Source organism: Actinoplanes sp. SE50/110 (assembly GCF_900119315.1).
GTDB lineage: Bacteria > Actinomycetota > Actinomycetes > Mycobacteriales > Micromonosporaceae > Actinoplanes.
Map to the genome: position 1 here is coordinate 4360451 of NZ_LT827010.1, position 23618 is coordinate 4384068.

A 23618-nucleotide genomic window follows, 5' to 3' on the forward strand; every position below is an offset into this window, starting at 1 on the left:
TACTTAGGATCATTTTCATCGATGAGCCGGGATCTGGACCGGCTGCACGGGGAATCGAACTGAGGAGATCATTCATGCGCACTGTCGTGCGTGCGGGCGCTGTCGCGCTCGCGGCCGGAACCCTGCTGCTGGGCAACGCCGTCACCGCTCAGGCGGCGACGACCGGGAAGGTGACCGTCAAGGTCGACCGGCTGATCCTGGAGCCCGGCCGGTACGGGCACACCGGCACGATCAGGATCGTCATCAAGAACGGCACGGACCAGCCGGTCAGCGGCGGCAATCTGACCATCACCGAGCCGCTCCCGGCCTCGTTCACCACCTTCGACGGGGCCGGTGGCTGCACCCTGGACGTCGGCCCGGACGGCCGCGAGACCGACTACTGCGGCCTGGAGCAGACCATCCAGCCCGGTCAGAGCGGGACCGTCACGATCGGCTTCACGTCGCCCGCCAAGCCGCAGAAGTACGCGCAGATCGCCCCGAACGTCGGCACCGTCGAGTACGCCGGCAGCAAGGTCAGGTACGGCGCGGTGTTCCGGTCCACCACCGGCAGCCTGAGCCGTCCGCGCGTCTACCACCAGGACACCGAGTCGAAGCTGACGGTGACCGCGGACGCCGGCGTGACCCTGACCAAGCAGGAGGACGGCACCTTCGCCGGACACCTGCCGATCACCGTCCACAGCGACGGCGACGCCCCGCACAAGTGGCTGCACGCGGACATCATCACCCCGGCGGGCGTGAGCCCGTGGCCGATGCTCGACCCGAGCGGCCCGTGCGTCGGATCCAGCGACGACCTGCCGATCCCGGCCGGCGGCGCCGGCGAGGGCTGCGACCTGTTCGGCGTGCGGATCGCCGAGGGCGAGACGCAGACCTACGACCTGCGGGTGCGGGCCCCGGAGGGCACGGCGGCCGGGTCCCTCGGCACCGTCACCACCCGGGTCCAGCTGGGTGCGGGTCCGGCCCAGACCGACGGTGCCAACCTGGTCGCCTTCGCGGTCAACGTGGCCGGCTGAGCCTCGGGCGACGGATCGGCGGCCTTGCGGGGCCGCCGATCCGTCGCCGCAGACATTCGCACGGCCTCCACCTCCTCGGCGGGGGCCGTGCGTCATGAAATTTCTTGCATCCTCTCACCGGGTGTCCGTTGGCGTGATGACGCCCACACTGTTCTTATCTGTCGCGTTTTAGCACCGGTGAGCTGCATCGAATCGCTTCCGCTTATGACATGGTGAACGATTTCGATTACTTAAGGTGATGATGGTTATTGACTGCTTCTGCAAGAACTTGCAGTGTCGGCAGTGGTGCCGCGATTCGCGGCGCCACCATACCGATCTGTGAGGGGAACACGATGCCTCGCACCATCGCCGTCATCATCCTGGCGAGCGCGGCGACCCTGGCCGCGCTGGCCGGCCCGGCCCAGGCCTCGACCGCCGTGCCCTCGACCGCCGTGCCCTCGACCGCCGCGCCCGTGATTCACTTCGCGGCTGACGGCACCGACCGGGTCGACGGCGCCATCGAGGCCGGCCGGCCCGTGATCGTCGACTACGACCTGTCCCGGCTGCCGGAATGCCGCAACCAGTACGCCGGCGGCGACGCCTGGAGCATCGGCGTCTACTACCGCGTCGACGGCGGCCCGATCCAGACCCGGCCGGTCACCCGGCTCGACCAGAACCGGCACAACGTCACCGCCCCGGCCGGCATCGACCTGCCGCCCGGCGGGCACGACCTGGAACTGTGGTTCCACGCCGGCGACCGTGCCGGGTGCAGCGAATACGACTCCCGATCCGGCGCCAACTACCACTACCCGATCGGGCAGCCGGCCGTCGTCACCTTCCGCGCCGACTGGTCCGAGACGGTCACCGGCAGCATCGAGGCGGGCCACCGGCTGGCCCTGCGCTACGACACCGCCCGCCTTCCGGAGTGTCGCGACCAGGCCTGGCGCATCGACGTCTTCCGCCGCTTCGACGGCGGGCCGGCCCAGTCGGAGACCCTGACCACCGGCGACGGTTCCCAGGTGCCGGGAAGCATCGACATCCCCGCCGGCAGCCACCAGGTCGAGATCTGGTTCCAGGTCACCGCGGATCAGGGCGGCTGCACCGCCTACGACTCCGACTTCGGCGCCAACTACGTGTACGCCGTCGCCTGATCCACCCGGCATCCCGTCGAGAGAGAACCCCATGCGCACCCTGGTACGCCTTCTGCTCACCCTGCTGACCGGTGCCGTCACCGCCCTGGCCGGCACCGCCGCCCCCGCCGCGGCCTCCCCGCCCCCGCCGCGGGACCTGGGCGCGCCGAACCTGACCGGATTCTGTCGGTCCCAGGGCTACCCCGGGGCCGTCCTGACCGGAGCCACCGCGTACGACTGGCACTGCGGCCAGGGGCACGACATCGCCCTGGACGCCGCCTGCCGCTGGACCTACGGCATCGACCTGGCGATCGACCGGATCGGTGACTTCCACCGCCCGGACAGCATCGGCTGCTGGCGGGTCCGTTCCGACGTGGTGGTGCCGGACTTCGACCGCTTCTGCCGCACCCGCGGCGCGGACGGTGCCGCGCTCGACGGCGGCACGGTCTACGACTGGCACTGCGTCACCGGCGGCACCCGCTCGGCCATCGACGTGCTGGCCGCCTGCCGGGAGACGACGTTCGGCTACGCCACCGTCGACCGCTTCGCCGACTTCTTCGACGCGCGCTCCTGGCAGTGCCGGGTCTGAGATCCCTGCTGACGGTACGGCGGTGCACCCACCGCCGTACCGGAGACGCTGCGCCGGCGGCGCCCGGCGAAACCGCACCCGAATCGCAACCGGCGGCGAACCGGCTGTCACCGCGACGGTGGTGACATATCCCGGTGACATGCTGGAGCAGGCGCCCGGAGCGGACCGTCCCGGCCGGTGCCCGCCGGCTCCGGTCGGTGGCCTGGCAGGTGTGGTGCGTGGTGGCGGTGGCACTCATCGCCGCCCACTTCATCGTGCCGGCCACGCATCCCGTCGCGCAGTCGGTGCTGTATTGCGCGGTGAGCGCCGGCACGGCCGTCGCTCTGGCCGCCGGCATCCGGCTGCACCGGCCGCGCAACGCCGTCGTGTGGTGGCTGCTCGCCATCGGCCAGGCGATGTACGTCGCCGGGGACATCGCCTATTTCACGGCCACCGCCGCCGCCGGGACGAACGGCTATCCCCTTTTCGCCAACGCCCTCTATCTCTCGCAGTACGGGTTCGCCGGCGCGGCGCTGGTGCTGCTCGGCCGGCGGCGCTCACCGCAGCGGAACACGGCCGCGATGATCGACACGGCGATCCTCACGGTGGCCGCGGCGGTGCTCTGGTGGGTGTTCCTCATCCATCCCGCCGTCGCCGTGCCGGGTTCGTCCCCGCTGGATGCTCTGGGCGCCACCATCTATCCGGTGGCCGACCTGTGCGTGCTCACCGTGGCGATCCGGCTCCTGCTCGGCGGTGGCACCCGGCAGCGGTCCTACCTGCTGCTGCTGATCAACCTCGGGCTGACGCTGCTGGCCGACACCGCGTACGGCCTGCTGTCGCTGCACGAGGTGTACGTGAACGGTGGCTGGTCGGACGCCGTGTACCTGGCCGCCTACGTCGCGCTGGGCGCGTCCGCCCTGCATCCGTCGATGCGGCACATCGCCGAGCCGGTGGAGACCCGGTCGGGGGCGACCCTGAACCGCGTGGCGCTGCTCGCGCTCGCCACCCTGATGGCTCCGGCGGTCCTGCTGGTGCAGGATCTGCGACACTCCACGAGTTCGGACCTCGTCGTGGTGACCGCGTCGGCGGTGCTGTTCCTGCTGGTCCTCACGCGCATGGCGGCTCTCGTCTCGGCACAGCGCCGGATCGCGATGACCGACGGTCTCACGGGTGTGCACACCCGCCGCTTCCTGTCCGAGGCGTTGAGCGCCGAGGGCGATCGGGCCGCCCGGCGCGGCACCCCGATCGCGATGCTGCTCCTGGACGTGGATCACTTCAAGCGCATCAACGACACGTACGGTCATCCGGCCGGCGACCAGGTCCTCGTGGAGCTGGCCCGCCGGCTGCGCCGGGCCTGCCGCGGCACCGACGTCGTCGCACGGTTCGGCGGCGAGGAGTTCGCGGTGCTGGTGACCAGGGATCACGCCGACCTGGCCACGCTCGCGGAGCGGCTGCGCGAGCGGATCGCCGAGGTGCCGGTGGTGGTCAACGGCCGCACGGCGATCCCGGTCACCGTCTCCGTCGGCGCCGCCGCGCTGCCCGGCGGGGCCGGCACCGAAGAACTGCTCAGCGCCGCGGACGCCGCGCTGTACGCGGCCAAGCGCGGCGGGCGCAACCGGGTCGTCGTGGGCGGGACCGGGCACGCCGTCGCCACGGGGGACGCCGTGCTCCCGGACCCCGCCGGCGCACCCGGTCCCGACGAGCAGATCCGGCGATGGACGGCCACGGTGGCCGAGGCCGCCCGCTGCCGCGCCGCCGACCCGGTGGTGCCGACCAGCCTGCTGATCGGGGTTTGCGCGGCGTGGGCGGTGATGCGACGCCCGGGCGCCGGGCGGGCCGGACTCTCCGCCGAGCAGGCCCGCGACCAGCTGCGTCGTTGCCGCGGGGTGCAGTTCGACCCGGACGCGGTCGACCTCTTCCTCGAACTGGAGACGGCCGGACTCGTCGGTGTGCCGGACCCGGCGACCACCGGCGCGGCGCACGAAGAGTACGCGGTGAGCTGAGCGGAGGCGGTTCAGGAGCCGGGACGACCAGGACCGACTCGTAGGTGACCAGCCCGACGACGGTGTGCCGATCGATCAGCCGGCCGGGCGGAAGCGGGACGGTCTACACGCGTACCGGCAACTGGTTGGTGAACGTGTTGGTGGTCTTCCTGATCGTCGGGATTAAGTCCCTTTTTTGGGGGTATGCCCCAGCGTATGGCACTCAACGAGCAGGAAATCATCAGCTCTGACCCGGCCGGGCAGGACGGGGAAGGGCCGGCGGACGGCGGGGCGAACCCGCTGGGGCGCGACGGCGGGGCCGACGGCGGCGCGGAAAAGGAGAAGCCGCACGGCGAAGGGCTCGCCGACGGCGGAGCGAACCCGGCCGGCCAGGACGGCGGGGCGGACGGCGGCGCCGAATAGCGACGCGGGCGTCGGCCGGTGCCAAACCGGTCCGGACTTCGATGGACGCTCGATCCGAGCGGGCACGTCGAGGGCGGGCCCGGCTACGGGCGCGGACGGGTCCGGAATGCGGCTCGGTAGGACTGGGGGCTGGCGCCGGTGACCCGCTTGAATCGGTCACGGAAGGCGGTCGGGGAGCCGAAACCGACCCGGCCGGCGATGTGCTCGACCGGCAGGTCGGTGGCCTCCAGCAGGTGCTGGGCCTGGCGGACGCGGGCGCGCAGCAGCCACTGCAGCGGGGTGGTGCCGGTCTGGTCGCGGAAGTGCCGGTTCAGCGAGCGGACGCTCATGCCGGCGCGGGTGGCCAGGTCGGCGAGGGATACCTCGACATCGGTGCAGTCCTGCATCCAGCGCAGCAGCGGTTCGAGGACGGAGCCGCGCGGGGCAGGCGGCTGCGCCGGGACGATGAACTGCGCCTGCCCGCCCTCCCGCTCCAGTGGCATGACGGACAGGCGGGCGGCGTCGGCGGCGACCGCGGAGCCGTGGTCGCGCCTGATTAGATGCAGACACAGGTCGAGTCCGGCGGCGGCGCCGGCCGAGGTGAGAAACTGGCCGTTGTCGACGTAGAGGACGTCCGGGTCGACGGTGATCTCCGGGTAGCGGGCGGCGAGCGCGCCGGTGGCCAGCCAGTGGGTGGTGGCGCGGAGGCCGTCCAGCAGACCGGTCGCGGCCAGAATGAACGTGCCCGCGCAGATCGAGGCGAGCCGGGCGCCGCCGGCGGCCGCCTTGCGCAGGTGGTCGACGACCTCCGGCGGGACGATCATGGCGGTGTCGGCGCAGCCCGGGATGATGATCGTGTCCGCTTCCAGCAGCGTGTCCAGGCCGTACCGGGTGTTGATGGTGAAGGCGCCGGCGTCGACCGTCGAGGTGGGCGCGCAGATCCGCACCTCGTACAGCGCGCCGTGGCCGGTCCGGCCGAAGACCTCGATCGGGGTGGCGAGGTCGAACGGGATCACGGTGTCCAGGGCGAGGACCGCCACGAGGTGCATCCCGGCACTCTAACGCCCTCCTGGCCAGATCTCGTTGAAGGTGGGCAATCTCGCCAGTTCTGTCCGGGCGGATCCGGCCCTAACGTTCGCAGGCGTGACAAAACTCCTGCTCAGCGTGCACGTCCTGGCCGCCCTCGTGGCGATCGGGCCGGTCACCGTCGCCGCCAGCATGTTCCCCGCCGCCACCCGGCGCGCCGATCGCGGGGCGCTGCCGCTGCTGCACCGGATCTGCCGGATGTACGCGCTGCTCGGGCTGGCCGTCCCGGTCTTCGGCCTGGCCACCGCGTCCCGCCTCGGGGTCCTCGGCGACGCCTGGCTGCTGACCTCGATCGGGTTGACCGCGGCCGCCGGGCTGCTGCTGGCCCTGGTGATCCTGCCCGCGCAGCGCGGGATCGTCGCCGGCGCGGCGGTCCCGCCGGCCCGGCTCGGGATGCTGACCGGTGTCTTCAACCTGATCTGGGCGGCGGTCGTGGTGCTGATGGTCGTCCGCCCCGGCTCGACGACGGGGACCTGAGCGATGCCGGCACGATACCGCGGCGTCGCCGCCGCCGTGGAGCTGAGCTCGCTGCTGATTCTCCTGATCAATCTGGCCACCGTGCACGCCCGGCCGGTCACGTCGCTGGGCGGTCCGATCCACGGTTGCGCCTACCTGTTCGTCATCGTCAGCACCGCGACCGACGCCAGGGCGAGCCGCACCGCGAAGCTGCTGGCCTGGGTCCCGGGCATCGGCGGCCTGCTCGCCCGGCGCCGGTGACGGGCCAGTTTCGGTGACCGCTCAGCTTCGGTGACCGCCCGGTTTCGGTGACCGCTGAGTGTCGGTGACCGCTCAGGAGCTGCGGGCGGTCGCCGCCTCGGCGAGGGCGAGCAGCACCGAGCGGGCCGCCTCGTCGACGGGCGTGCCGCTGAGCACGCCGAGACTCGTCGCCAGCAGTTGCTCGATCATCCGCTCGACCTCGGCCCGGGCACCGGTGTCCACGATGATCTGCCGGAGGGTGTCGACGCCGGCCCCGGTCAGGCCGCGATCGCCGAGCAGCGCGGTGAGGGCGGCCTGCTGGGGTGCGGTGGCGCGGTCCGCGGCCAGGATGACCAGCGTGGTGCGCTTTCCCTCGCGCAGGTCGTCGCCGGTGGGTTTGCCGGTCTGCGCCGCGTCGCCGAAGACCCCGAGCAGGTCGTCGCGCAGCTGGAACGCCTCGCCCAGCGGCAGACCGAACGCGGACAACCGGGCGAGCAGATCGTCGTCCGCGCCGGCGAGCCGGGCGCCGAGCAGCAGCGGATGTTCGACGGTGTACTTGGCGCTCTTGAAGTGCACCACCCGGCGCGCCCGGTCGACGCCGCCCCGGGACGGCCGCGCCTGGTCCAGCAGGTCCAGATACTGGCCGCCCATCAGCTGGGTGCGCATCCGGTCGAAGACCGGCCGGCCCCGGGCCAGCGCGGACGGGTGCAGGCCGCTGCCCGAATACAACGCGTCGCTCCAGGTCAGGCACAGGTCGCCGGCGAGCACGGCGGCGGACAGCCCGAAGTGGTCGGCGTCCCCGGCCCAGCGGCCGCCGGAGTGCAGGGCCGCCAGTCTGCGGTGCACCGCCGGGGCGCCGCGACGGGTGTCCGAATCGTCCATGATGTCGTCGTGGATCAGCGCGGCGGCCTGCAGGAACTCCAGGGATGTCGCGGCCGCCACGATGCCCGGGCCGTCGGGGGCGCCGGCCGCCCGCCACGCCCAGTAGCAGAACGCCGGCCGGAGTCGTTTGCCGCCGCCCATCAGGTCGGCCACGTAGCGTTCCAGCGGCGCGCAGTCGTCGCTGACCTCGGCCAGCACGTCGCGTTGCGCGCTGAGGAAGTCGTCGATCACGCCGCGGACCCGGCTCCGGAGATCCGCACTGTCCAGAGGCGAGGTGGCGGTCCGTAGGGGCACGGCCTGGGGTGGCGGTGGATCGTGCGGCGGCGCGGTCGGTGACGGGACGCCGGCCTGCGGTGGCGGTGGATCGTGCGGCGGCGCGGTCGGTGACGGGACGCCGGCCTGCGGTGGCGGAGAATCGTGCGGCGGCGCGGTCGGCGGGGAAGCGGTGCGGTCGGTGGCGGTCACCGGTCACCGCCCGGGGTGGTGCGGGTCAGGCGGGCCGAGGCCAGCAGGCCGATCAGCAGGAAGCCGGCGGCGGTGAACGCGGTCCACCGGGTCGCCGTCGACAGTGCCTGCTTCGCGTCCGCGGCCAGCGGCGCGGTCCGGGGATCACCCGCCAGGCCGGGGATCGCCGCGCCCGCGCTGTCCTTGACGGCCGCCACCACCGCCGACCGCTGCTGCGCGGGCACCCCGCGGTCGTCGAGGGCCGAGCTCAGGTGACCGGCGAGCGTGCTGAACAGGATCGTGCCCAGCACTGCGATGCCGAGCGCGGAACCCAGCTGGCGGGTGGTGCTCTGCGTGCCGGACGCCTGACCGCTCATCGCGACCGGCACGTCGGCGAGCACCACCCCGGTGATCTGCGCGGTGGCCAGGCCGACGCCCACCCCGTACCCGAAGAGCAGTGGGGTGACCTGCCACCAGGCCGTGTCCGGAGCCGCGACGAGTCCGATGCCGGCTACGCCGGCGATTTCCAGCACGATGCCCAGCCGGACGAGGAAGATCGCGCCCCGTTTCGCGGCGAGCGGGATGGCCAGCCCGCTGGCCACGAAGCTGCCCGCGGCCAGCGGCAGCAGGGCCAGCCCGGTCTGGAACGCGCTGTAGCCGCGCACGTTCTGCAGCCACAGCGGCAGGGCGAAGAGCAGTCCGAACTCGCCGAGGCTGACCACGGCGGCGACCAGGTTGCCGTTGCGGAACGACGGGATCGCGAACAGCCGCAGGTCGAGCAGGACCGGGCGGCCGGCCGCGTTGCGGCGGTGTTCCAGCCAGAGGAAGGTGACCAGGCCGGCGGCGGCGAGTCCGAAAGCGATCGGCACCGGGGACAGCCGCAGTGTCCAGGAGACACCCGCCACGCTGACCGGGCCGGTGCGCTCGAACCAGCCGAAGCTGCGGCCCTCGATCAGGGCGAAGACCAGGCAGCCGAGGGACAGCGAGGAGAGCACCGCGCCGGCCCGGTCGTTGCCCCGCCGGTCGCCGGACTCCCGGGACTCGGCCAGCAGCATCGGCGCGGCGATCAGAATCAGCACGCTGAGCGGGAGGTTGATGCCGAACGCCCAGCGCCAGGAGACCGCGGTGGTGAGCCAGCCGCCGAGCAGCGGACCGAGTGCCGCGGCGCCGCCGATCGTGGAACCCCACACGGCGAACGCGATGCCCCGCTCGCGGCCGGTGAAGCCGGCGTTCAGCAGCGACAGCGAGGTGGGCAGGATCATCGCGCCGCCGACGCCCTGCACCTGGCGCGCGACGATCAGCAGCGGGGGTGCCGGGGCCAGGGCACAGCCGATGCTGCCCAGCATGAACACGCCGATGCCGGTCATGAACAGCCGGCGGCGGCCGACCCGGTCCGCGGTCCGGCCGGCGACCAGCAGCAGCGCGGCCAGCACGACGGTGTACGACTCCTGGACCCACTGAGCGTCGCTGGAGGTGGCGCCGAGGTCGTCGATGATCGAGGGAACCGCGACGTTCACGATCGTGGCGTCCACGATGATCATCGCCACGCCGAAGCTGACCACCAGCAGGCCGAGCCAGCGGCGCCGGGGGGATATCTCTGCGGTCATGAATCTTGTTATACAAGTAGTTAGAAATTCTTGCTACCCGGGAGCCGTATGATTCTTGTCGTGGAACCCAGCCCGGTGGCCCTGGCCATCCGAGACATGTTGCAGGCCAATGGCGAGGCGACGCACAGCCTCGCGGCCCGGCTCGGCATCGGCGTGACCGACGCGGTGGCGCTCGATCACCTCATCGCCAGCGGCGACGGGCTCGGCCCCACCGAACTCGGCCAGCGTCTCGGCATCCGCTCCGCGTCCGCCACCACCCTGGTCGACCGGCTCCAAGCCGCCGGCCATGCCGAACGGGTGCCACACCCCTCCGACCGGCGCCGGCAGAGCGTGGTGGTCACGGATCAGACGTACCGGCAGGTCCTGGAAGCCCTTGCGCCGTTGTTCGACCGCGTTGAGCAGGCGGCCGCCCAGCTCACCGACGACCAGGCGGCGGCCACGGCGGCCTTCCTGCACCAGGTCGCGGCGGCGATGCGGGAGTACGCGGCGGGCCGCTGACGGCTTACCCGGCGCCCCGCGGGGTATGCGTGCTTCATGCCGACGTTCCGGGATTCTGTACTGCGCACCAAACCGGTCGAGGACGTCCTCGCCCAGGCTTCCGCGGAGGCCGGCGACGACGGCCCGCGACTGCGGCGGCGGCTCGGGCCGCTCGACCTGATGGGCTTCGGCATCGGCATCGTGATCGGCACCGGGATCTTCACGCTGACCGGGATCGAGGCGCGCGACCACGCCGGCCCGGCGGTCACCGTCGCGTTCGCCCTGGCCGGGGTGGCCAGCCTGCTCGCCGCGCTCTGCTACGCCGAACTGTCGTCCAGCGTGCCGACCGCCGGCAGCGCGTACACCTACGCCTACGCGACACTCGGCGAGATCTTCGCCTGGATCATCGGCTGGGACCTGGTCCTCGAATTCGCCCTCGGCGCCGCGGTGGTCGCCCGCGGCTGGTCCGGCTATCTCGCCCAGTTGTTCCATCTGCCCGGCGCGATCTTCGGTGAGAGCAGCACGGTCAACGTCGGCGCCATCCTGATCACCCTGCTGCTCGGGGCGGTCGCCACGGTCGGCATCCGGCAGTCGTCCCGGGTCACCAACGTGCTGGTCGCCGTGAAGATCGCGATCTGCGTGTTCGTGGTGGTGGCCGGCGCCTTCTACGTCAAGGGCGCCAACCTCACGCCGTTCGTGCCGGCCGCGGAACACCCGGCCGGCGGCGAATCGGGGCTGGCCCGGCCGCTGACCCAGCTGCTGTTCGGGGTGGCGCCGTCCACCTACGGGATGGCCGGGGTGCTCACCGCCGCGGCGGTCGTGTTCTTCGCGTACACCGGCTTCGAAGCCGTCGCCAATCTCGGCGAGGAGACCCGCCGGCCGCGCCGCGACCTGCCCCTCGGCCTGTTCGGCACACTCGGGATCTCCGCACTGCTGTACGTCGCGGTGTCGTTCGTGCTGGTCGGGATGGTCGACTACCGCAGCATCGACCCGGGCGCGCCGATCGCCTCGGCCTTCGCCGCCGTCGGCGCCGGCTGGGCCGCCGACCTGGTGTCGATCGCCGCGGTCGCCGGGCTGACCAGCGTGATCCTGGTCGACATCGTGGCGATCGGGCGGATCGGCTTCGCGATGTCCCGGGACGGGCTGCTGCCCGCGGCGGTCGGCTCGGTGCACCCGCGGTGGGGCACGCCGTACCGGACGACCATCGTGGTCACCGTCGCGGTGGCGGCGGTGGCCGGCTTCGTGCCGCTGTCCTCCCTGGCGAACCTGGTCAGCATCGGCACCCTGTTCGCCTTCGTCGTGGTCTCGGTCGCGGTGCCGATCCTGCGCCACACCCGCCCGCAGCTCAACCGTGGCTTCCGGGTTCCGCTGTCCCCGATCATCCCGGCCCTGTCGGCGCTCGCCTGCCTCTACCTGATGACCAACCTGTCCGGCGAGACCTGGGTGCGCTTCCTGGTGTGGATGGCGGTGGGGCTGGTGGTCTATCTGACCTATGGCCGGCGGCACAACCGTCTTTCGGCAGAGGCCCGGGGTGCACGGACCGGCTACCGTCCTTGATCATGGACGCTCTCCAGCCCTGGCACATCGTGCTCCTGCTCGGCTGTATCGGCACCGTGGCGGCGATCGGCGTCGCCCTGGTGGTGGCGGTGATCAAGTCGGGGCGCCGCTGATCCTGTCGGTCACCGGATCGGGGTGGCCTGCTGCCCCGCTGTGGTGACCGGCCCCAGGTGTCGCGAGACGGGCATCGCGAGGGCCGACCGGCCGCGCCGGGTCATGCATCGGTAGAGCCGTTCGCGGGTGGCCACACCGTGCGGTCGGCGGCGGCTGACATCCCGCCCCGGCGGGCAGTATTCGCTTGCCGACCCTCCGTGGATCGAGGCTGAGCGGGATTGCTCAGCGACCGCGTCCGAACACATCCCGAAAGACGGTCCGGCGATGGGCCCGGACCTCATCCGAGTTTCCGACCGGCCCGTCCGTGCGCACCAGGGCAAGCGCGAAGATCCGCATACCGACCTGGGCGAACAGGTACTGGCCGGCTACCAGGCAGGCCAGGTAGAGGATCGGGAAGAAGGCCAGCGAGGGGCCGCTGAGCACAGGTAGAGCATGCGTTGCCATCGCGAGCACGTACACGGCGGCGACGACAAACGCGAGCCGGTACAGCCAGACACCCGCGCGGTACGCCGGCCGCGAACGTCGCATGTCGACCTCACCATGATCAGTCACGCGAGGAAGATACCGGTCGGGGGAAGCATTCTCCAGCGCCTTACCCGCCGACGTCCGGCCGCCGGGGGTGGCTCGCATACAGCGAGCGGCAGCCGCATTCCGCGGCTTCCGCATCAAGCCGCGGGCCGTCCCTTCACCCGAGGGGTGCCTGATCGTCGGCGAGGACGGTGCTGAAGGCGGCGCTGACCCGGTCGCGCAGCCAGCTGTGGGCCGGGTCGGTGTCGTAGCGCTGATGCCAGCAACAGATGACCGGCGGAGCCGGCAAGGAGAACGGCAGTGGAACGCCGACCAGCTCGAACGCCCGCAGGAGTGGGCGCCAGGTGAGCTCCGCGGCGGTCAGCACCGCGTCGCCGTGCGCGATGACGTGGGCGGCCGCGGCGGTGGTGCCGACCGACGCCAGGACGCGGCGCTGCAGGGCGTGCGTCTCCAGGACGGTGTCGACCGGGTCGGTGAGGCGGCCGCGACGGGAGATCAGGATGTGCGGCAGCGCCGCGTACGCCGCCAGGTCGAGGTGCTTCGCGTGCGGGTGGCCGTGGCGCAGGACCGCGACGAAACGGTCGTGACCCACGGTCTCGTGGCGGATCCCGGGGGTGGCCGGGAGTGTCGCGCCGATCTCCAGGTCGACCCGGCCGTGCCGCAACTCGTCGGTGTCCAGCGCGCTCTCGGCCAGGAACCGGATGCGGACCCCGGGCGCACGCTCGGCGATGTCGGCGAGCAGCACCGGAGCGACGGCGGTGGCCAGGGCGTCGTGGCACTGCAGGGTGAAGACGCGGTCCAGGGTCGAGGGATCCAGCGCGCCGCGCGGGGTGAGCACCTCCCGGCTCTGCCGCAGCAGCTCGGCGACCCGCTGGCGGACGGCGGTCGCGTAGGGGGTCGGGGTCATGGTGCGGCCGGTGCGGACCAGGATGTCGTCGCCGGTGAGCCGGCGGAGCCGGCCCAGGCTACGGCTGACCGCGGGGGAGGACAGGCGCAGCCGCTGCGCGGCGCCGGTCACGCTGCCCTCCTCCAGCAGCGCGTCCAGCACGGTCAGCAGATTCAGGTCCAATTGCACGACGGTAAACTCTAGCGTAAGAACGTTGCACTGGACTTAATCCGCGTCGGGGCGCACCGTTGATCCATGACTTCCGACCAGCAACTTCTGGCGGCGGCGACAGCCGCCGTGCGGGCCGCCGCGGCCCGCGTGTCCCGCCCCGAACGCACGCCGGTGACCGAGGCGGACCTGGTCGCCGCGCTCCGCGCCAACGACGACGCCGTCACCGCAACCCTGCGGCCGGCGTTGCTCGCCGCGCTGCCCGGCGCACAGTGGACCGCCGACGAGCACGGCTCCGGGCCGATGCCCGGCGGCGACTGGTGGGTCGTCGACCCGGTCGGCGGCAACATGAACGCGGTCCAGGGCATGCCCGACTGGAACATCGGCGTCAGCCTGGTCCGCGACGGCCGCCCGGTGCTCGCCGTCCTGCACGCGCCGGTGGCGGGAGAGACGTTCACCGCGATCGCCGGCGGCGGCGCGTGGCTCGGCGGTGAACCGGTGCGGGTGTCCGGGAAAACCGATCTCGGGCTCGCCCTCACCGGCACCGGGCAGGCGAAACCCGGCCGGGACGCGGCCGCCGCCGACCGCGCCGGGGCGGCGGTCGCCGCGATGATGCGGCACGCCCTGTACGTGCGCGCCTCGGTGCCGGTCGGCCACCAGCTCACCCAGGTCGCCGCCGGACGGATGGACGTGCACTGGCAGTTCGACAACCTGCGCTCGCATATCGCGCCGGTGCTGATCGTCCGGGAGGCCGGCGGCGTCGTCACCGACCTCGATGGCGAACCCTGGCAGATCACCAGCGACAGCTACCTCGCCGCGGCGCCCGGCGTGCATGCCGCCGCCCTCGACGTCCTGCGGCCGCTGCGATGACGACACCCATCGAGATCACCGTGCTGGGCGCCTCCGGCGCGACCGGGCGGGAACTGACCCGCCAGGCCCTGGACCGCGGGCACCGCGTGGTGGCGATCGCCCGCACCCCGCACCGCATCGTCGCCCCGGACTCGCCGCGACTGCTGCGGGTCGCCGCCGACGTCGGCCGTCCCGACCAGATCGCCGAGGCGCTGCGCGACCGTCCGATCGTGGTCTCGGCCCTCGGCGTGGCCAAGGGTGACCGGCCCGGCGCGCTGACCGCGGGGGCGCGCGCCGTGGCGGCAGCCGGCCCGGACCGGGTGGTCTGGCTGGGAGCCTTCGGCACCGGGGGCTCCGCGGCGGTGGCCGGGCCGCTCACCCGCACCCTGCTGCGGATGCTCGGTGACCTCGACGACAAGGTCACCGCGGAGCGGATCATCCTGGCCGCGGGCGGGACCCTCCTCCACGCCGGACCGCTGTCCGACGGGCCACTCAGCCCGGACCGCTGGACGGCCGGACTGGACGAGGTGCCCCGGCGGCTGTTCCCGGCGCGGATCAGCCGGGCCACCGTGGCCGCCGCCCTGCTCGACGAGGCGGAGAAGCCGGCCCCCGGGCCCGGGATCGCCGTTCCGCTCGGGTGACACACCGGCCGCGTCGACGTGCGGCCTCGACCATGGACGGTCGTATGGCGTCGGCGGCCCGAATGCGGTGGGGAAGAATACGAGTCGCGGTCCCGCCCGATGATCGGTGTCAGCGGAGATCCAGGTGGATGATTATCGGCGGTCGGGGTCGGTGGTTGCATAGGTGATCTGACCCGGCTGACCATTGGACCCGCCTCCCATGTCGAAGAAGAAGCAGCATGCCGTCCTGGCCGGCGTCGGCGTCGCGGTGTCGGCTCTGACCGGCGTGGCCACCAATGTGCTGACCGGCGGCAAGGCGTCGTGGACGCTCGGCGCGGTCGTGGTCATGCTGGTGGTCGCCGGAGTGGTGCTGGCGGTGCTGAACTCCCGGCTGGAACATCGGATGGCCGAGGAGCCACCGGCCCGCCCCGACCACAGCGGACCCGCACCGGCGGCGGCCGAGCCTCGCCGACAGCCAGCGGGTGGAGTGTCGGTGACCTCCGCGGGCGACGACTCGATAACGGTGGGCGGGAACTACCAGAACAGCGGCATGCCGGCGGGATACGTGGTGCTGAGCCTGGTCGTCGTCGCCGCGGTGGCGATCGGGATCCTGGTGGTCGCGCTGCGCTTCGCCCGGCCGTCGACAGCGGGGCCGTCGTCGGTGAACACCACGACCGGCACGACCACGCCGGTCGTCACGGCGGCGCCGGCACCCGAGGATCTGCACTACGACGTCGCCGCCACCCGCAACCGCGCCCGCGAAGTCAGGATCAAGGCGATGGCGTACGGGCAGCCCGAGCCGGGGCTGACGTACTGGTTCTTCGTCGACGTCGACTACGGCAACAACTACGTCGAATACTATCCGCGCCGCCAACTGACCGGCCGGACGACGTCGTTCGACGTAGTGCTGGTCGAGGACGCGGACCTGAAATATTCGCGCACCGGCCGCATCTACGGTCTCACCGGCGCGGTGAGCGACGAGGCGGCAGTCAAGCTGAAGCGGCAGGAAACCACGCGGAAGAACGACTTCTTCACGGAGCCGCCCGGTCAGCCGGCGTCGGACGCGGTGACACTGCCGTTCTGACCCGGACATCGGGGCGGACGGTCACCGGCGGGTGACGGCGTCGACGATCGCCGTGGCGACGGCCCGCAGGACCGGCTCGTGCGGGGACCAGGCGGCCAGTTCCGAGCGGACGACCTCGGTGGCATCCGGCTCGGTGTGCAGGCGGGTCAGTTCGCGGTGGCGGGCGGTGTCCTCCAGGCGGCGGAACCGGGTGAGCAGCGGCCAGTCCGGGGTGGGATTCGCCCTGCACAGGCTGTGATGGAGGTTGCTCCAGAAGTTGCTGCTGGCATAGGCGAACTCGGTGTCGTCCTCGCCGGCGGCGATCAGGGCCAGGCCGGCGACGGTCCGGGATCCGGAGAGCAGTGCCCAGTCCGGGACGTCCCATCGGGGTGTCGAGTCCCGGTACTTCCGGACGGTCGCGCCCGGATGAGCAGGGTGTCCGGTTGCCGGTCCGGGTTTGGGTCCGGGTGCGACGGTGCGTCGTCCGGGTCGAGCCAGCTGAGCGAGATCTCGTCGCCGGCACCGAGGCCGGGGATCCAGCAGCGTTGCTCGGCGAAGGCGCGGTCGATCAAGGCTGCGGTCTCGGGCCGGGATCGGGGTGTGACGTCTCCGTCGGGGAAGTGGAAGCGCAGGATCACGGCCTGGGCCTGGCACGGAGGAACAGGAGTCCCGAAACGGGTTCCGTGACCGGGAGCGGATGGAGAGGGGGCGGCGATCGTCCTGGACGCGCGGCGGCCACATCGCCCTGCGTCCGGCAAGCCAACGTCGACCACCATTGAGCATTCGCTCAAAACTGCTAGGTTTGAGCGGTCGCTCAAACTCCAGGGAGGTGTCGTGGCAAGGATCTACGTCGAGACGACCATCGCCGCGTCGATGGATCGCGTCTGGCTGGCGACGCAGGATCACCGGCAGCACCCCCGGTGGGACGCACGCTTCGGCCGGATCGATCCAGTGCCCGGCAGCACGCCAGCCGCGTTCACCTACGCCACCGCCGTGCTACCCGGCGTCGAGATCGCGGGGTACGGCGTGCACAGCGGCGAGCGGCAGCAGGCGGGCGGGGCGGTGTCCGCACTGCGGTTCGGCTCCGCCGACCGGCGGTCGCCGATCCAGGAGGGCTCCGGCTATTGGCGCTACGTCCCGGTTCCCGGCGGGGTGCGCTTCCTGACCGGGTACACGTACCGCACCCGCTGGGGCCGCGCCGGCCGGCTCGTCGATCTGGTCTTCGGGCCGACGTTCGGCTGGGCGACCGCATGGTCGTTCGACCGGCTCCGGCTCTGGCTTGAGCACGGCATCACCCCGGAGCGGGCCCGCCTGTACACCGCGCTCGAGCTGGTGCTGCGCGCCGCTCTGGTGGCCACCGCCGGCCTGCTCGACGGGCGCCCGGCCGTCGTCCTGGTGGCGGCCCTGCTGGCGATCGGCCTGCCCCCACACCCCCACACGCCCGCGGCACGCCGGTGCCGGCGGCGCCCAGAACAGGAGAACCCGCGATGACCTCGGTCTTCCAGCACGCCCTCGGTGACGACTTCGGCCGCCTGCACCCCCGGCTGCAGCGGCGTTTCGGCGTCGACGGCGAGCGCGACCAGGGCTGCGTCGGTACCGGCGTGATGGAGCGGGTCTGGCGGGGCGGGGCGTACACCGCACCGTTCCTGCACCTCGGCACGCTGCGGCACATCCTGTTTCCGGAGACCGGTGCCGGCATCCCGTTCACCATCGAGAACTACGCCTACCGCGACACCTACGGCCGGCCCACCCTCACCTTCGTCCGGACTTTTCAGGTACGCCCGCACCGGCGCCGCCGCTTCGACGCCACGATGGTCTACCACCCCGGCCGCGACGTGATCGTCGACTATCTGGGCACCACCCAGCACCTCGCCGTCGACCTGGACGTGTCCGTCGACGCCACCGGTGCCCTGCACCTGCGCAGCGGTCCGCAGCTGTTCCGCGGCGGCGTCGGCTGTCCCCGCTTCCTGACCGGCGACGCCGAGGTGCACGAGTGGTGGGACGAGCGGGCGGAGCGGTTCCACATCCGGGTGAAGGTCACGAACCGGCACTTCGGCCCGCTGTTCGGCTACCACGGCACCTTCACCACCGCCTACGTCCCGTCCGGCGCCCCGGTTCCGGCCGCCGTCCGCCCGCTGCGCGAGGCCTGCCCGCGCTGACGCCGCCGGCCGGCCGACGCGATGGGGGGCGCCAGGAGTCGTTACGGAAGGAGGCGGAAGGGAATCGCCGGCCCTCGCATCGTCCGTGGCCCGCAGGGACCCGCCGGGTCCCTGCGGGCCCGGGCTCAGACGGCCGGGGTGGTCAGGGCCGCCACGCGAGCGCGCGCGTTCTCGTTCACCGCGGTCCACCACGCCGTGCGCGCCGCGGCGTTCGCCTGCTCGGCGAGCCAGAGCTTGCGCACAGCCGGGGCGTCGACCTTGAGCAGGCGCCAGGTCGGGCTGGTGGAAGCGGCGGCGGTCGTCGCGGTGCGCTGCCAGTCGTCGATCTGGACCTGCGTGAACCTCTGGTGGGCGGCCCAGCCGGCCAGCGCCGTGGCTGCCTGCGCACCGACCGCTTCCCAGGCTCGCACCGCCGCGGCGCGGGCCGGTTCCGCGGCGTCCCCGACCGCGTCCCGCGCCAGCTGCTCGGCGCTCTCCGCCGCGACCACCGCCTTGCGGACATCCGTCCACCAGCCGAACTCGGCGGCGACGTAATCGGTGCGGAACAGCTCGATGTCCACCTCCGCGGAGATGGCCCAGCGGTACAGCAGGAACTCCGCGATGTCGGCGTCGGTGCCGGCCGTCACGGCACGAGCCGCGCGTTCGCGTGCCACCGGGCTCAGGCCGCTGACGGCCAGCTCGGCCACGAATGCCCGGTCCTCCGCGACCACGCCGGCCGCCCCGGTGTCGAACGGCACCTTGTCGCGATCCTTGGTGAGGGCCGCGGTGTAGTCGGTGCTGGAGAACTCGCGGATCCTGGCCTCGGCGCCGTCCAGCGCCCGCAAGCCGGTCGCGTTCACCCAGGGGTAGTAGATCGCCGGGTGGGTGCGGACCATCCGGGTCGCGTAGTCCGTCTGGCGCGCGCGCGTCAGCGCGATGTCCGGCAGCACCCGGGTGTAGGTCTCGGCCAGGAACGTGGTCCTCTCGGCCGGGGTGGACAGGATCGCCGCGCGGGCCCGGCTGCGGATCATGGCCCGCGGGTCCTGCGTGGACAGCCAGCGCACGAACGTGTTCTCCGCCTCCGCCGGTGTTTCCACCTGCGTCTGCGCCGCCATGGCCCGCGTTGCCGTCAACGGCACCGACGTCATCGCCACGACCGCCGCGGCCAGTACATTTCTGCGCTTCACAACTCTCCCCGTATCGCCGATCGACTTTCCTCGCCGTGTCCGATGTGACCACGGTGAGACAAAGCGAGGGTAGCCGCTGATCAAAATCGTGCAGCAACGCTGGTCCACCGGGGTGATGGCACGAGCGTTGCCACCGCTGGCACCACCCACTCTGACCAGCGATGCCGTCCCTTTTCGCACTAGGCCGGGCGGCTCGACGCGATGACTGCGCAGGTGGTGGTGGCATGCGCGTAGAGCTTGCCGCCGGCCACGTCGACCACGCGTGCCTCGGCGGTCGCCATGGTGCGCCCCACGTGGACCGTGACGGCGTCGCACCGCAGCCGGGGCGTGTCGGTCAGCACCGGCCGCACCAGGTGCATGTTGAGCTGCATGGTGGTGTAGACGCGCCCGCGAGGCAGCTGGGTCGCGATCGCGCTGCCCAGCGCCGAGTCCAGCAGCGTCGCCAGGAATCCGCCGTGCACGGTGCCCATCGGGTTCAGCAGGTGCTCGCCCGGGTCGCCCTCGAACGATGCGGTGCCGTCGCCGATTTCGGTCAGCCGGAACCCGAGCGTCCCGGTGATGGGCGGTTCCGGCACTTCGCCGTCGAGGATTTTCTGGAGCAGGTCCCGGCCGCTCAGATCACCCAGCTGCGCCCAGGGCAGCGGCTGCCGCCAGGTGTGCGTCCGGGATCGGGGGCTGTCGAGGTTCGTGGTCACTGTGGGTCCGTTCTTGGCAGGCGACTCGGGTAGCGGGAATAGGTAGGTTTCGGATATCCGCTGAAAAACAAACCTATGCCACCCTCCGGCTTGCGTATCAGTGGCAGGAACGCCATCACTGATAGCGTTTGCGTCATGAAGGTGGCGGTCCTGGTCTACGACGGCGTCTTCGATTCCGGCCTCGCGGCCATCCTCGACATCCTCGACGGCGCCAACGCGATGGGTCACGAGATCGGCGGGGCACCAACGTGGGACGTGCGCACCGTGGGTGTTCGGCCGCAGATCCGCACCGGCGCCGGTCACCTCGTCGTCACCGAGTCACTCGCCCGGGCCGAGGAAGCCGATCTGCTGATCGTGCCCGCGCTGGCCGAGCGCCGGCCGGAGATGCTGCTCGCCCACGTGGGCGGCGCCGCCTCCCGGCCGGTGCGGGACCAGATCGCCCGCTCCCGGGAGCGCGGCACCCCGGTCGCCTCCGCCTGCACCGGCACGTTCCTGCTGGCGGAAGCGGGCATCCTGCACGGCCGGCGGGCCACCACCAGCTGGTGGCTGGCACCGGTCTTCCGCGCCCGGTACCCGCACGTCGAGGTGGACCAGAGCCGGATGGTGATCGCCTCGGACGGGGTCACCACTGCGGGCGCGGCCTTCGGGCACGTCGATCTGGCGCTGGCCGTCGTCCGGGCCGGCAGTCCGGCCCTGGCCGACCTGGTCGCCCGCTACCTCGTGGTGGATGAGCGGCCGTCGCAGTCCGCGTACACCATCTCGAGCGCCCTGGCGCAGAGCGATCCCACCGTCGCGGCCTTCGAACGCTGGGCCCGCGGGCGTCTGGCCGACCCGATCACCATCGCCGATGCCGCCAAGGCCATCGGCGTCAGCAACCGGACGCTGCAGCGCTGCGTTCAGCGCACCTTGGGCACGTCACCGATCCGGTTCATCCAGGACCTGCGGGTCGAGAGAGCCTCGCACCTGCTGCGGACGACCGAGCTCTCGCTGGAGAGCATCGCTCACAAGGTTGGCTACGAGCACCCGAACACGCTGCGCGTGCTGCTGCGGGAAAGGACCGGCAAGACCACCACGGCGCTGCGCGGATCCTGAAACGCGGCACAGATGGGATGTCTCGGGGAACGCCGGTGGTGTGGGAAGCATGGATCGACCATTCGGGTCAGGCTCGGATCCTGGCAGGTCCTTCAGCGGGCATCGAGATTGCTTGAGATTGCTCAACGGCCGACCCGCCACGAGAAGGGCACCAAACGGCGGATCGGTCGTCCGGGCCAATGAGACCGTCGGTGAGCAGCTGGTCGTACTTGGTCAGTGGTCCGCTATCAGCATTGCAACGCCATACAAGAAAGTGACTCATCAGTAATTTCAGAGAGTGGCTCCACTCTGTTCATATGTGCAAGTTGCACATATGAAGAATGTTGCATTCGCGGTCGGCGTAAATAGCATGGTTCAGCTTTGGCCGAAAGACGTTTGCAGGAAATTAGACTTTTGTTTTCTCTGTGATTACTGATCTTCGTGGAGGGGATTAGAGCCCCCGTTCGAGCAACACCCCCTACGGTTGAACGGAGATCCTCTGATGCGTATCCGTACCGCTGTCGCCGTCCTCGCCCTGACCGCCGGCGCCGCCGCCGGCAGCCTCGCGCTGACCGGCCCCGCCATGGCGACCCCGCAGAACGGCCTGGTCAACGTCTACGTCCAGGACGTCGCCAGCGGCAACCAGGTCATCGCGCTGCAGAACGTGCCGGTCGACGTCGCCGCCAACGTGTGCGGCCTGACCGTCAACGTGCTCAGCACCGAACTGCTCTCGGGCAACCACGCCGTCTGCACCGCCAAGAACACCCCGACCACCAAGTCCTGGGTTTCCTACAGCTGAACCAGCAAGCCCGGTGACTTCCCTCGACACCCCCTACGCCGAGGACCGTGACGACCGGGCACCGTAACCCTCCGACCAGATCAGCTAAGTAATCGGCAGCAGGCAGCCTCGCGCCCCCTACGGCGTGAGGCTGCCCGCATATCCACCCTCCACCACCCGGGCAATTCTCGCTGAGCATCACCGGTGGACAGTCCAAGATCTTCCAAATGCTTTACTGCTACGCCCTTCGAATCCGACAGCCGGTCGTCAGTCCTTCGGGGGCAGTTGCCACGTTCCCGCTGGTATATGCGGGAGTGGGTGCCGAGGTCGAGCCGTTTCAGGCCCTGCAGGCCAGCCTGAGCCAGTACTTCGACGGCGACTTCGACGCGGCTCTGGCCGAAGATGAGTCGGCCGCACTGGCCGACGCCGACCGGATCATCGCCGAACACGTCCGCACCGCCCAGGTTCGGCTGGCCCGGGCCGCCCCGGCCCTCGACTGGTCCGACCACACCACCCTGACCGAAGCGCTGCCGGCGATCGCCCGCCGCGCCGCCGACCTACGGTTCGTGCAGATCCTCGGCACGCCCGCCCCCACCGTCACGATCACCGTGGACCACCAACCGGCCGAAACGATCCCGCGGGCCGCCGCCCGGCACGACCTCGACGTCAACACCCTCACGTCCGCGGTACGTCGTGCGAATCTGAGCCCCGCCACCCGGCTCGACGCCCGTACACCGCTGTACCGGACCGACGGGATCGACCGACTGCTCCGCAGCCGCAGGCCGCGCCAGAATCCAGCGCCATAACTGTTGCCCCAACTGGGCAGTCCGGTGCCGGTTAGAGGCGGCGTCCGGCCGAGTCTGCAGCCCTGGACCGGTATCGGTAAAGGCGGCTCGGCGTCGCCGCCGTCCTGATGTGTCAGGTAAGGCCCGGGCGTTCCGTATGTAGCTCCGCCAGCGCGGCCACGATGAGGTGTGCCGTGTTCCGATCTGTTTCAGTCGGCAGCGCGGGCACTTGGCGCAGACCCGTCGCCTGCATTATCCGGCTCCGCAGGCTCGGTGCCGTCGCATTTACCAAGTCGAATACCTTGGTCATGTCCATCGCAGTCAGTAGCGGAACTGCCTTGTGCGGTGTCCTCAGGGCCATTGTCTCCATAAGTGAACCTGCCCGGTCGGACTCCATCGCGGCCAGCACCCTGGCCGCCGGACGCGGCTGCATCTCAGCCAGCAGCCTGGCCGTCAGGGCCGAATCCATCCCGGCCAACGCCGAGGCCGCCTGAAGCGGATTCATCGCATTCAGGAGCCAAACCGCCCACTTCGGCGAAGGCTCGGGTAGTACAGGCTCGGCGTGTCGGCGGCCGTGGTCAGCGCCGCGGCGACCGATTCCTCGGCGCTGGTGCGCAGCCGGGCGAGGGCGTCGACGTCCTGGTCGACGACCTGCGTGACCACCTTGGCGACGATCCGGTCGATCCGCTGCTGAATCGCTTTTTGTGCAGCCTGTACCGCGGCGCCCAGGTCGAGCGAGCGCAACGCTGCGGCGATCGCCCCGTCCAGTCCCGGCGTCGGCCCGGTGGCCGGTTGGTCGCCGGCGCCGGCCGGGTCGAGGGCGGCGAGGTCGTCCCACTCTCCGAGGTTGCTCACGCCTGGCCGGTCCACGGGGTGCCGGCGGTCGCTTCCTGCTGTTCCACTTCGCGCAGCGACT

27 protein-coding genes are annotated in these 23618 nt (G+C 71.5%); 17 read left to right on the forward strand and 10 right to left on the reverse strand.

The features are described from left to right. Window positions 1–74: 74 nt before the first annotated feature. The 5 genes from ACSP50_RS19155 to ACSP50_RS19175 all read left to right on the forward strand — a co-directional run bounded on the left by ACSP50_RS19155 (window position 75) and on the right by ACSP50_RS19175 (window position 5092). Window positions 75–1010: a hypothetical protein gene (locus ACSP50_RS19155; RefSeq protein WP_014690905.1), complete on the forward strand. Its 936-nt coding sequence runs from the start codon at window positions 75–77 to the stop codon at window positions 1008–1010. A gap of 332 nt (window positions 1011–1342) precedes the next feature. Beyond that, on the forward strand, window positions 1343–2140 hold the full coding sequence (locus ACSP50_RS19160) for a DUF6209 family protein (protein WP_014690906.1): 798 nt from the start codon (window positions 1343–1345) through the stop codon (window positions 2138–2140). Between the two features lie 31 nt (window positions 2141–2171). Further along, the gene (locus tag ACSP50_RS19165; protein WP_080127919.1) at window positions 2172–2708 is read left to right on the forward strand and encodes a hypothetical protein; all 537 of its coding nucleotides are present in this window, start codon (window positions 2172–2174) and stop codon (window positions 2706–2708) included. Between the two features lie 134 nt (window positions 2709–2842). After that, window positions 2843–4690 (forward strand): GGDEF domain-containing protein, encoded by a 1848-nt coding sequence (locus tag ACSP50_RS19170; protein ID WP_155123557.1) that lies wholly within the window; start codon window positions 2843–2845, stop codon window positions 4688–4690. Window positions 4691–4885: 195 nt separating this feature from the next. After that, window positions 4886–5092 carry a hypothetical protein gene (locus ACSP50_RS19175; protein ID WP_043511716.1) on the forward strand — a complete coding sequence of 69 codons (207 nt, stop codon included), beginning with the start codon at window positions 4886–4888 and terminating at the stop codon, window positions 5090–5092. A gap of 83 nt (window positions 5093–5175) precedes the next feature. On the opposite strand, the gene ACSP50_RS19180 is transcribed toward ACSP50_RS19175, so the two are convergent. Beyond that, window positions 5176–6120 carry a GlxA family transcriptional regulator gene (locus tag ACSP50_RS19180; protein WP_014690911.1) on the reverse strand — a complete coding sequence of 315 codons (945 nt, stop codon included), beginning with the start codon at window positions 6118–6120 and terminating at the stop codon, window positions 5176–5178. 94 nt (window positions 6121–6214) lie between these two features. Between ACSP50_RS19180 and ACSP50_RS19185 the strand changes: the two genes are divergently transcribed. Next, window positions 6215–6634 (forward strand): hypothetical protein, encoded by a 420-nt coding sequence (locus tag ACSP50_RS19185; RefSeq protein ID WP_043511719.1) that lies wholly within the window; start codon window positions 6215–6217, stop codon window positions 6632–6634. A 3-nt stretch (window positions 6635–6637) separates the two neighbouring features. Then, window positions 6638–6874 (forward strand): hypothetical protein, encoded by a 237-nt coding sequence (locus ACSP50_RS19190; RefSeq protein WP_014690913.1) that lies wholly within the window; start codon window positions 6638–6640, stop codon window positions 6872–6874. A gap of 72 nt (window positions 6875–6946) precedes the next feature. On the opposite strand, the gene ACSP50_RS19195 is transcribed toward ACSP50_RS19190, so the two are convergent. Together ACSP50_RS19195 and ACSP50_RS19200 are read right to left on the reverse strand one after the other, a co-directional pair. Beyond that, window positions 6947–8029 carry a polyprenyl synthetase family protein gene (locus tag ACSP50_RS19195; protein ID WP_043514731.1) on the reverse strand — a complete coding sequence of 361 codons (1083 nt, stop codon included), beginning with the start codon at window positions 8027–8029 and terminating at the stop codon, window positions 6947–6949. A gap of 167 nt (window positions 8030–8196) precedes the next feature. After that, window positions 8197–9786 carry a DHA2 family efflux MFS transporter permease subunit gene (locus ACSP50_RS19200; RefSeq protein WP_014690915.1) on the reverse strand — a complete coding sequence of 530 codons (1590 nt, stop codon included), beginning with the start codon at window positions 9784–9786 and terminating at the stop codon, window positions 8197–8199. Window positions 9787–9882: 96 nt separating this feature from the next. Between ACSP50_RS19200 and ACSP50_RS19205 the strand changes: the two genes are divergently transcribed. Further along, a complete protein-coding gene (locus tag ACSP50_RS19205) occupies window positions 9883–10284 on the forward strand; it encodes a MarR family transcriptional regulator (RefSeq protein ID WP_080128227.1) in 402 nt (133 codons plus the stop codon). Between the two features lie 36 nt (window positions 10285–10320). Further along, window positions 10321–11820 carry an amino acid permease gene (locus ACSP50_RS19210; RefSeq protein WP_014690917.1) on the forward strand — a complete coding sequence of 500 codons (1500 nt, stop codon included), beginning with the start codon at window positions 10321–10323 and terminating at the stop codon, window positions 11818–11820. A 336-nt stretch (window positions 11821–12156) separates the two neighbouring features. Here ACSP50_RS19210 and ACSP50_RS19215 read toward each other — a convergent pair whose 3' ends face one another. Beyond that, entirely contained in the window at window positions 12157–12486 is a 330-nt protein-coding gene (locus tag ACSP50_RS19215) for a hypothetical protein (RefSeq protein ID WP_080127920.1), read from the reverse strand. Window positions 12487–12619: 133 nt separating this feature from the next. Further along, complete coding sequence (locus ACSP50_RS19220) at window positions 12620–13537, reverse strand: LysR substrate-binding domain-containing protein (protein ID WP_014690920.1); 918 nt, start codon at window positions 13535–13537, stop codon at window positions 12620–12622. A 66-nt stretch (window positions 13538–13603) separates the two neighbouring features. On the opposite strand from ACSP50_RS19220, the gene ACSP50_RS19225 reads away from it, so the two are divergent. From ACSP50_RS19225 to ACSP50_RS19235, 3 genes are all read left to right on the forward strand, one after another. Beyond that, the gene (locus tag ACSP50_RS19225; protein ID WP_014690921.1) at window positions 13604–14386 is read left to right on the forward strand and encodes an inositol monophosphatase family protein; all 783 of its coding nucleotides are present in this window, start codon (window positions 13604–13606) and stop codon (window positions 14384–14386) included. Further along, window positions 14383–15006, forward strand: coding sequence for an NAD(P)-dependent oxidoreductase (locus ACSP50_RS19230; protein WP_014690922.1), 624 nt, complete (start codon window positions 14383–14385; stop codon window positions 15004–15006). The genes ACSP50_RS19225 and ACSP50_RS19230 overlap by 4 nt, the downstream gene beginning before the upstream one ends. 199 nt (window positions 15007–15205) lie before the next feature. After that, complete coding sequence (locus tag ACSP50_RS19235; protein WP_014690923.1) at window positions 15206–16069, forward strand: hypothetical protein; 864 nt, start codon at window positions 15206–15208, stop codon at window positions 16067–16069. 21 nt (window positions 16070–16090) lie between these two features. On the opposite strand, the gene ACSP50_RS19240 is transcribed toward ACSP50_RS19235, so the two are convergent. Next, the gene (locus ACSP50_RS19240; protein ID WP_043511722.1) at window positions 16091–16702 is read right to left on the reverse strand and encodes a hypothetical protein; all 612 of its coding nucleotides are present in this window, start codon (window positions 16700–16702) and stop codon (window positions 16091–16093) included. 180 nt (window positions 16703–16882) lie between these two features. Between ACSP50_RS19240 and ACSP50_RS19245 the strand changes: the two genes are divergently transcribed. Further along, window positions 16883–17539, forward strand: a complete 657-nt coding sequence (locus ACSP50_RS19245) for a hypothetical protein (RefSeq protein ID WP_014690924.1) — start codon at window positions 16883–16885, stop codon at window positions 17537–17539. Next, window positions 17536–18207 (forward strand): DUF4166 domain-containing protein, encoded by a 672-nt coding sequence (locus ACSP50_RS19250; RefSeq protein ID WP_014690925.1) that lies wholly within the window; start codon window positions 17536–17538, stop codon window positions 18205–18207. Before ACSP50_RS19245 ends, ACSP50_RS19250 begins: the two co-directional genes overlap by 4 nt. A gap of 125 nt (window positions 18208–18332) precedes the next feature. On the opposite strand, the gene ACSP50_RS19255 is transcribed toward ACSP50_RS19250, so the two are convergent. Both ACSP50_RS19255 and ACSP50_RS19260 read right to left on the reverse strand, forming a co-directional pair. After that, a complete protein-coding gene (locus tag ACSP50_RS19255) occupies window positions 18333–19373 on the reverse strand; it encodes a hypothetical protein (protein WP_014690926.1) in 1041 nt (346 codons plus the stop codon). Between the two features lie 179 nt (window positions 19374–19552). Continuing rightward, window positions 19553–20068, reverse strand: coding sequence for a PaaI family thioesterase (locus tag ACSP50_RS19260; protein ID WP_014690927.1), 516 nt, complete (start codon window positions 20066–20068; stop codon window positions 19553–19555). A gap of 135 nt (window positions 20069–20203) precedes the next feature. On the opposite strand from ACSP50_RS19260, the gene ACSP50_RS19265 reads away from it, so the two are divergent. The 3 genes from ACSP50_RS19265 (at window position 20204) to ACSP50_RS19275 (ending at window position 22723) form a co-directional block, all read left to right on the forward strand. Next, complete coding sequence (locus tag ACSP50_RS19265) at window positions 20204–21160, forward strand: GlxA family transcriptional regulator (protein ID WP_014690928.1); 957 nt, start codon at window positions 20204–20206, stop codon at window positions 21158–21160. Window positions 21161–21641: 481 nt separating this feature from the next. After that, on the forward strand, window positions 21642–21938 hold the full coding sequence (locus tag ACSP50_RS19270) for a hypothetical protein (RefSeq protein WP_014690929.1): 297 nt from the start codon (window positions 21642–21644) through the stop codon (window positions 21936–21938). 293 nt (window positions 21939–22231) lie between these two features. Next, a complete protein-coding gene (locus tag ACSP50_RS19275) occupies window positions 22232–22723 on the forward strand; it encodes a hypothetical protein (protein ID WP_043511724.1) in 492 nt (163 codons plus the stop codon). A 112-nt stretch (window positions 22724–22835) separates the two neighbouring features. Here the strand turns inward: ACSP50_RS19275 and ACSP50_RS44045 are convergent, their stop codons facing one another. Then, on the reverse strand, window positions 22836–23300 hold the full coding sequence (locus ACSP50_RS44045; RefSeq protein WP_231957042.1) for a magnesium transporter MgtE N-terminal domain-containing protein: 465 nt from the start codon (window positions 23298–23300) through the stop codon (window positions 22836–22838). Beyond that, window positions 23213–23557, reverse strand: a complete 345-nt coding sequence (locus tag ACSP50_RS44050; protein WP_014690932.1) for a hypothetical protein — start codon at window positions 23555–23557, stop codon at window positions 23213–23215. Before ACSP50_RS44050 ends, ACSP50_RS44045 begins: the two co-directional genes overlap by 88 nt. Window positions 23558–23618 lie beyond the last annotated feature (61 nt).

Coding starts and splice junctions, on each gene's coding strand:
- ACSP50_RS19155 (WP_014690905.1), top strand. CDS start 75: ATGCGCACTGTCGTGCGTGCGGGCGCTGTCGCGCTCGCGGCCGGAACC.
- ACSP50_RS19160 (WP_014690906.1), top strand. CDS start 1,343: ATGCCTCGCACCATCGCCGTCATCATCCTGGCGAGCGCGGCGACCCTG.
- ACSP50_RS19165 (WP_080127919.1), top strand. CDS start 2,172: ATGCGCACCCTGGTACGCCTTCTGCTCACCCTGCTGACCGGTGCCGTC.
- ACSP50_RS19175 (WP_043511716.1), top strand. CDS start 4,886: ATGGCACTCAACGAGCAGGAAATCATCAGCTCTGACCCGGCCGGGCAG.
- ACSP50_RS19180 (WP_014690911.1), bottom strand. CDS start 6,120: ATGCACCTCGTGGCGGTCCTCGCCCTGGACACCGTGATCCCGTTCGAC.
- ACSP50_RS19190 (WP_014690913.1), top strand. CDS start 6,638: ATGCCGGCACGATACCGCGGCGTCGCCGCCGCCGTGGAGCTGAGCTCG.
- ACSP50_RS19200 (WP_014690915.1), bottom strand. CDS start 9,786: ATGACCGCAGAGATATCCCCCCGGCGCCGCTGGCTCGGCCTGCTGGTG.
- ACSP50_RS19205 (WP_080128227.1), top strand. CDS start 9,883: ATGTTGCAGGCCAATGGCGAGGCGACGCACAGCCTCGCGGCCCGGCTC.
- ACSP50_RS19210 (WP_014690917.1), top strand. CDS start 10,321: ATGCCGACGTTCCGGGATTCTGTACTGCGCACCAAACCGGTCGAGGAC.
- ACSP50_RS19225 (WP_014690921.1), top strand. CDS start 13,604: ATGACTTCCGACCAGCAACTTCTGGCGGCGGCGACAGCCGCCGTGCGG.
- ACSP50_RS19230 (WP_014690922.1), top strand. CDS start 14,383: ATGACGACACCCATCGAGATCACCGTGCTGGGCGCCTCCGGCGCGACC.
- ACSP50_RS19235 (WP_014690923.1), top strand. CDS start 15,206: ATGTCGAAGAAGAAGCAGCATGCCGTCCTGGCCGGCGTCGGCGTCGCG.
- ACSP50_RS19250 (WP_014690925.1), top strand. CDS start 17,536: ATGACCTCGGTCTTCCAGCACGCCCTCGGTGACGACTTCGGCCGCCTG.
- ACSP50_RS19265 (WP_014690928.1), top strand. CDS start 20,204: ATGAAGGTGGCGGTCCTGGTCTACGACGGCGTCTTCGATTCCGGCCTC.
- ACSP50_RS19270 (WP_014690929.1), top strand. CDS start 21,642: ATGCGTATCCGTACCGCTGTCGCCGTCCTCGCCCTGACCGCCGGCGCC.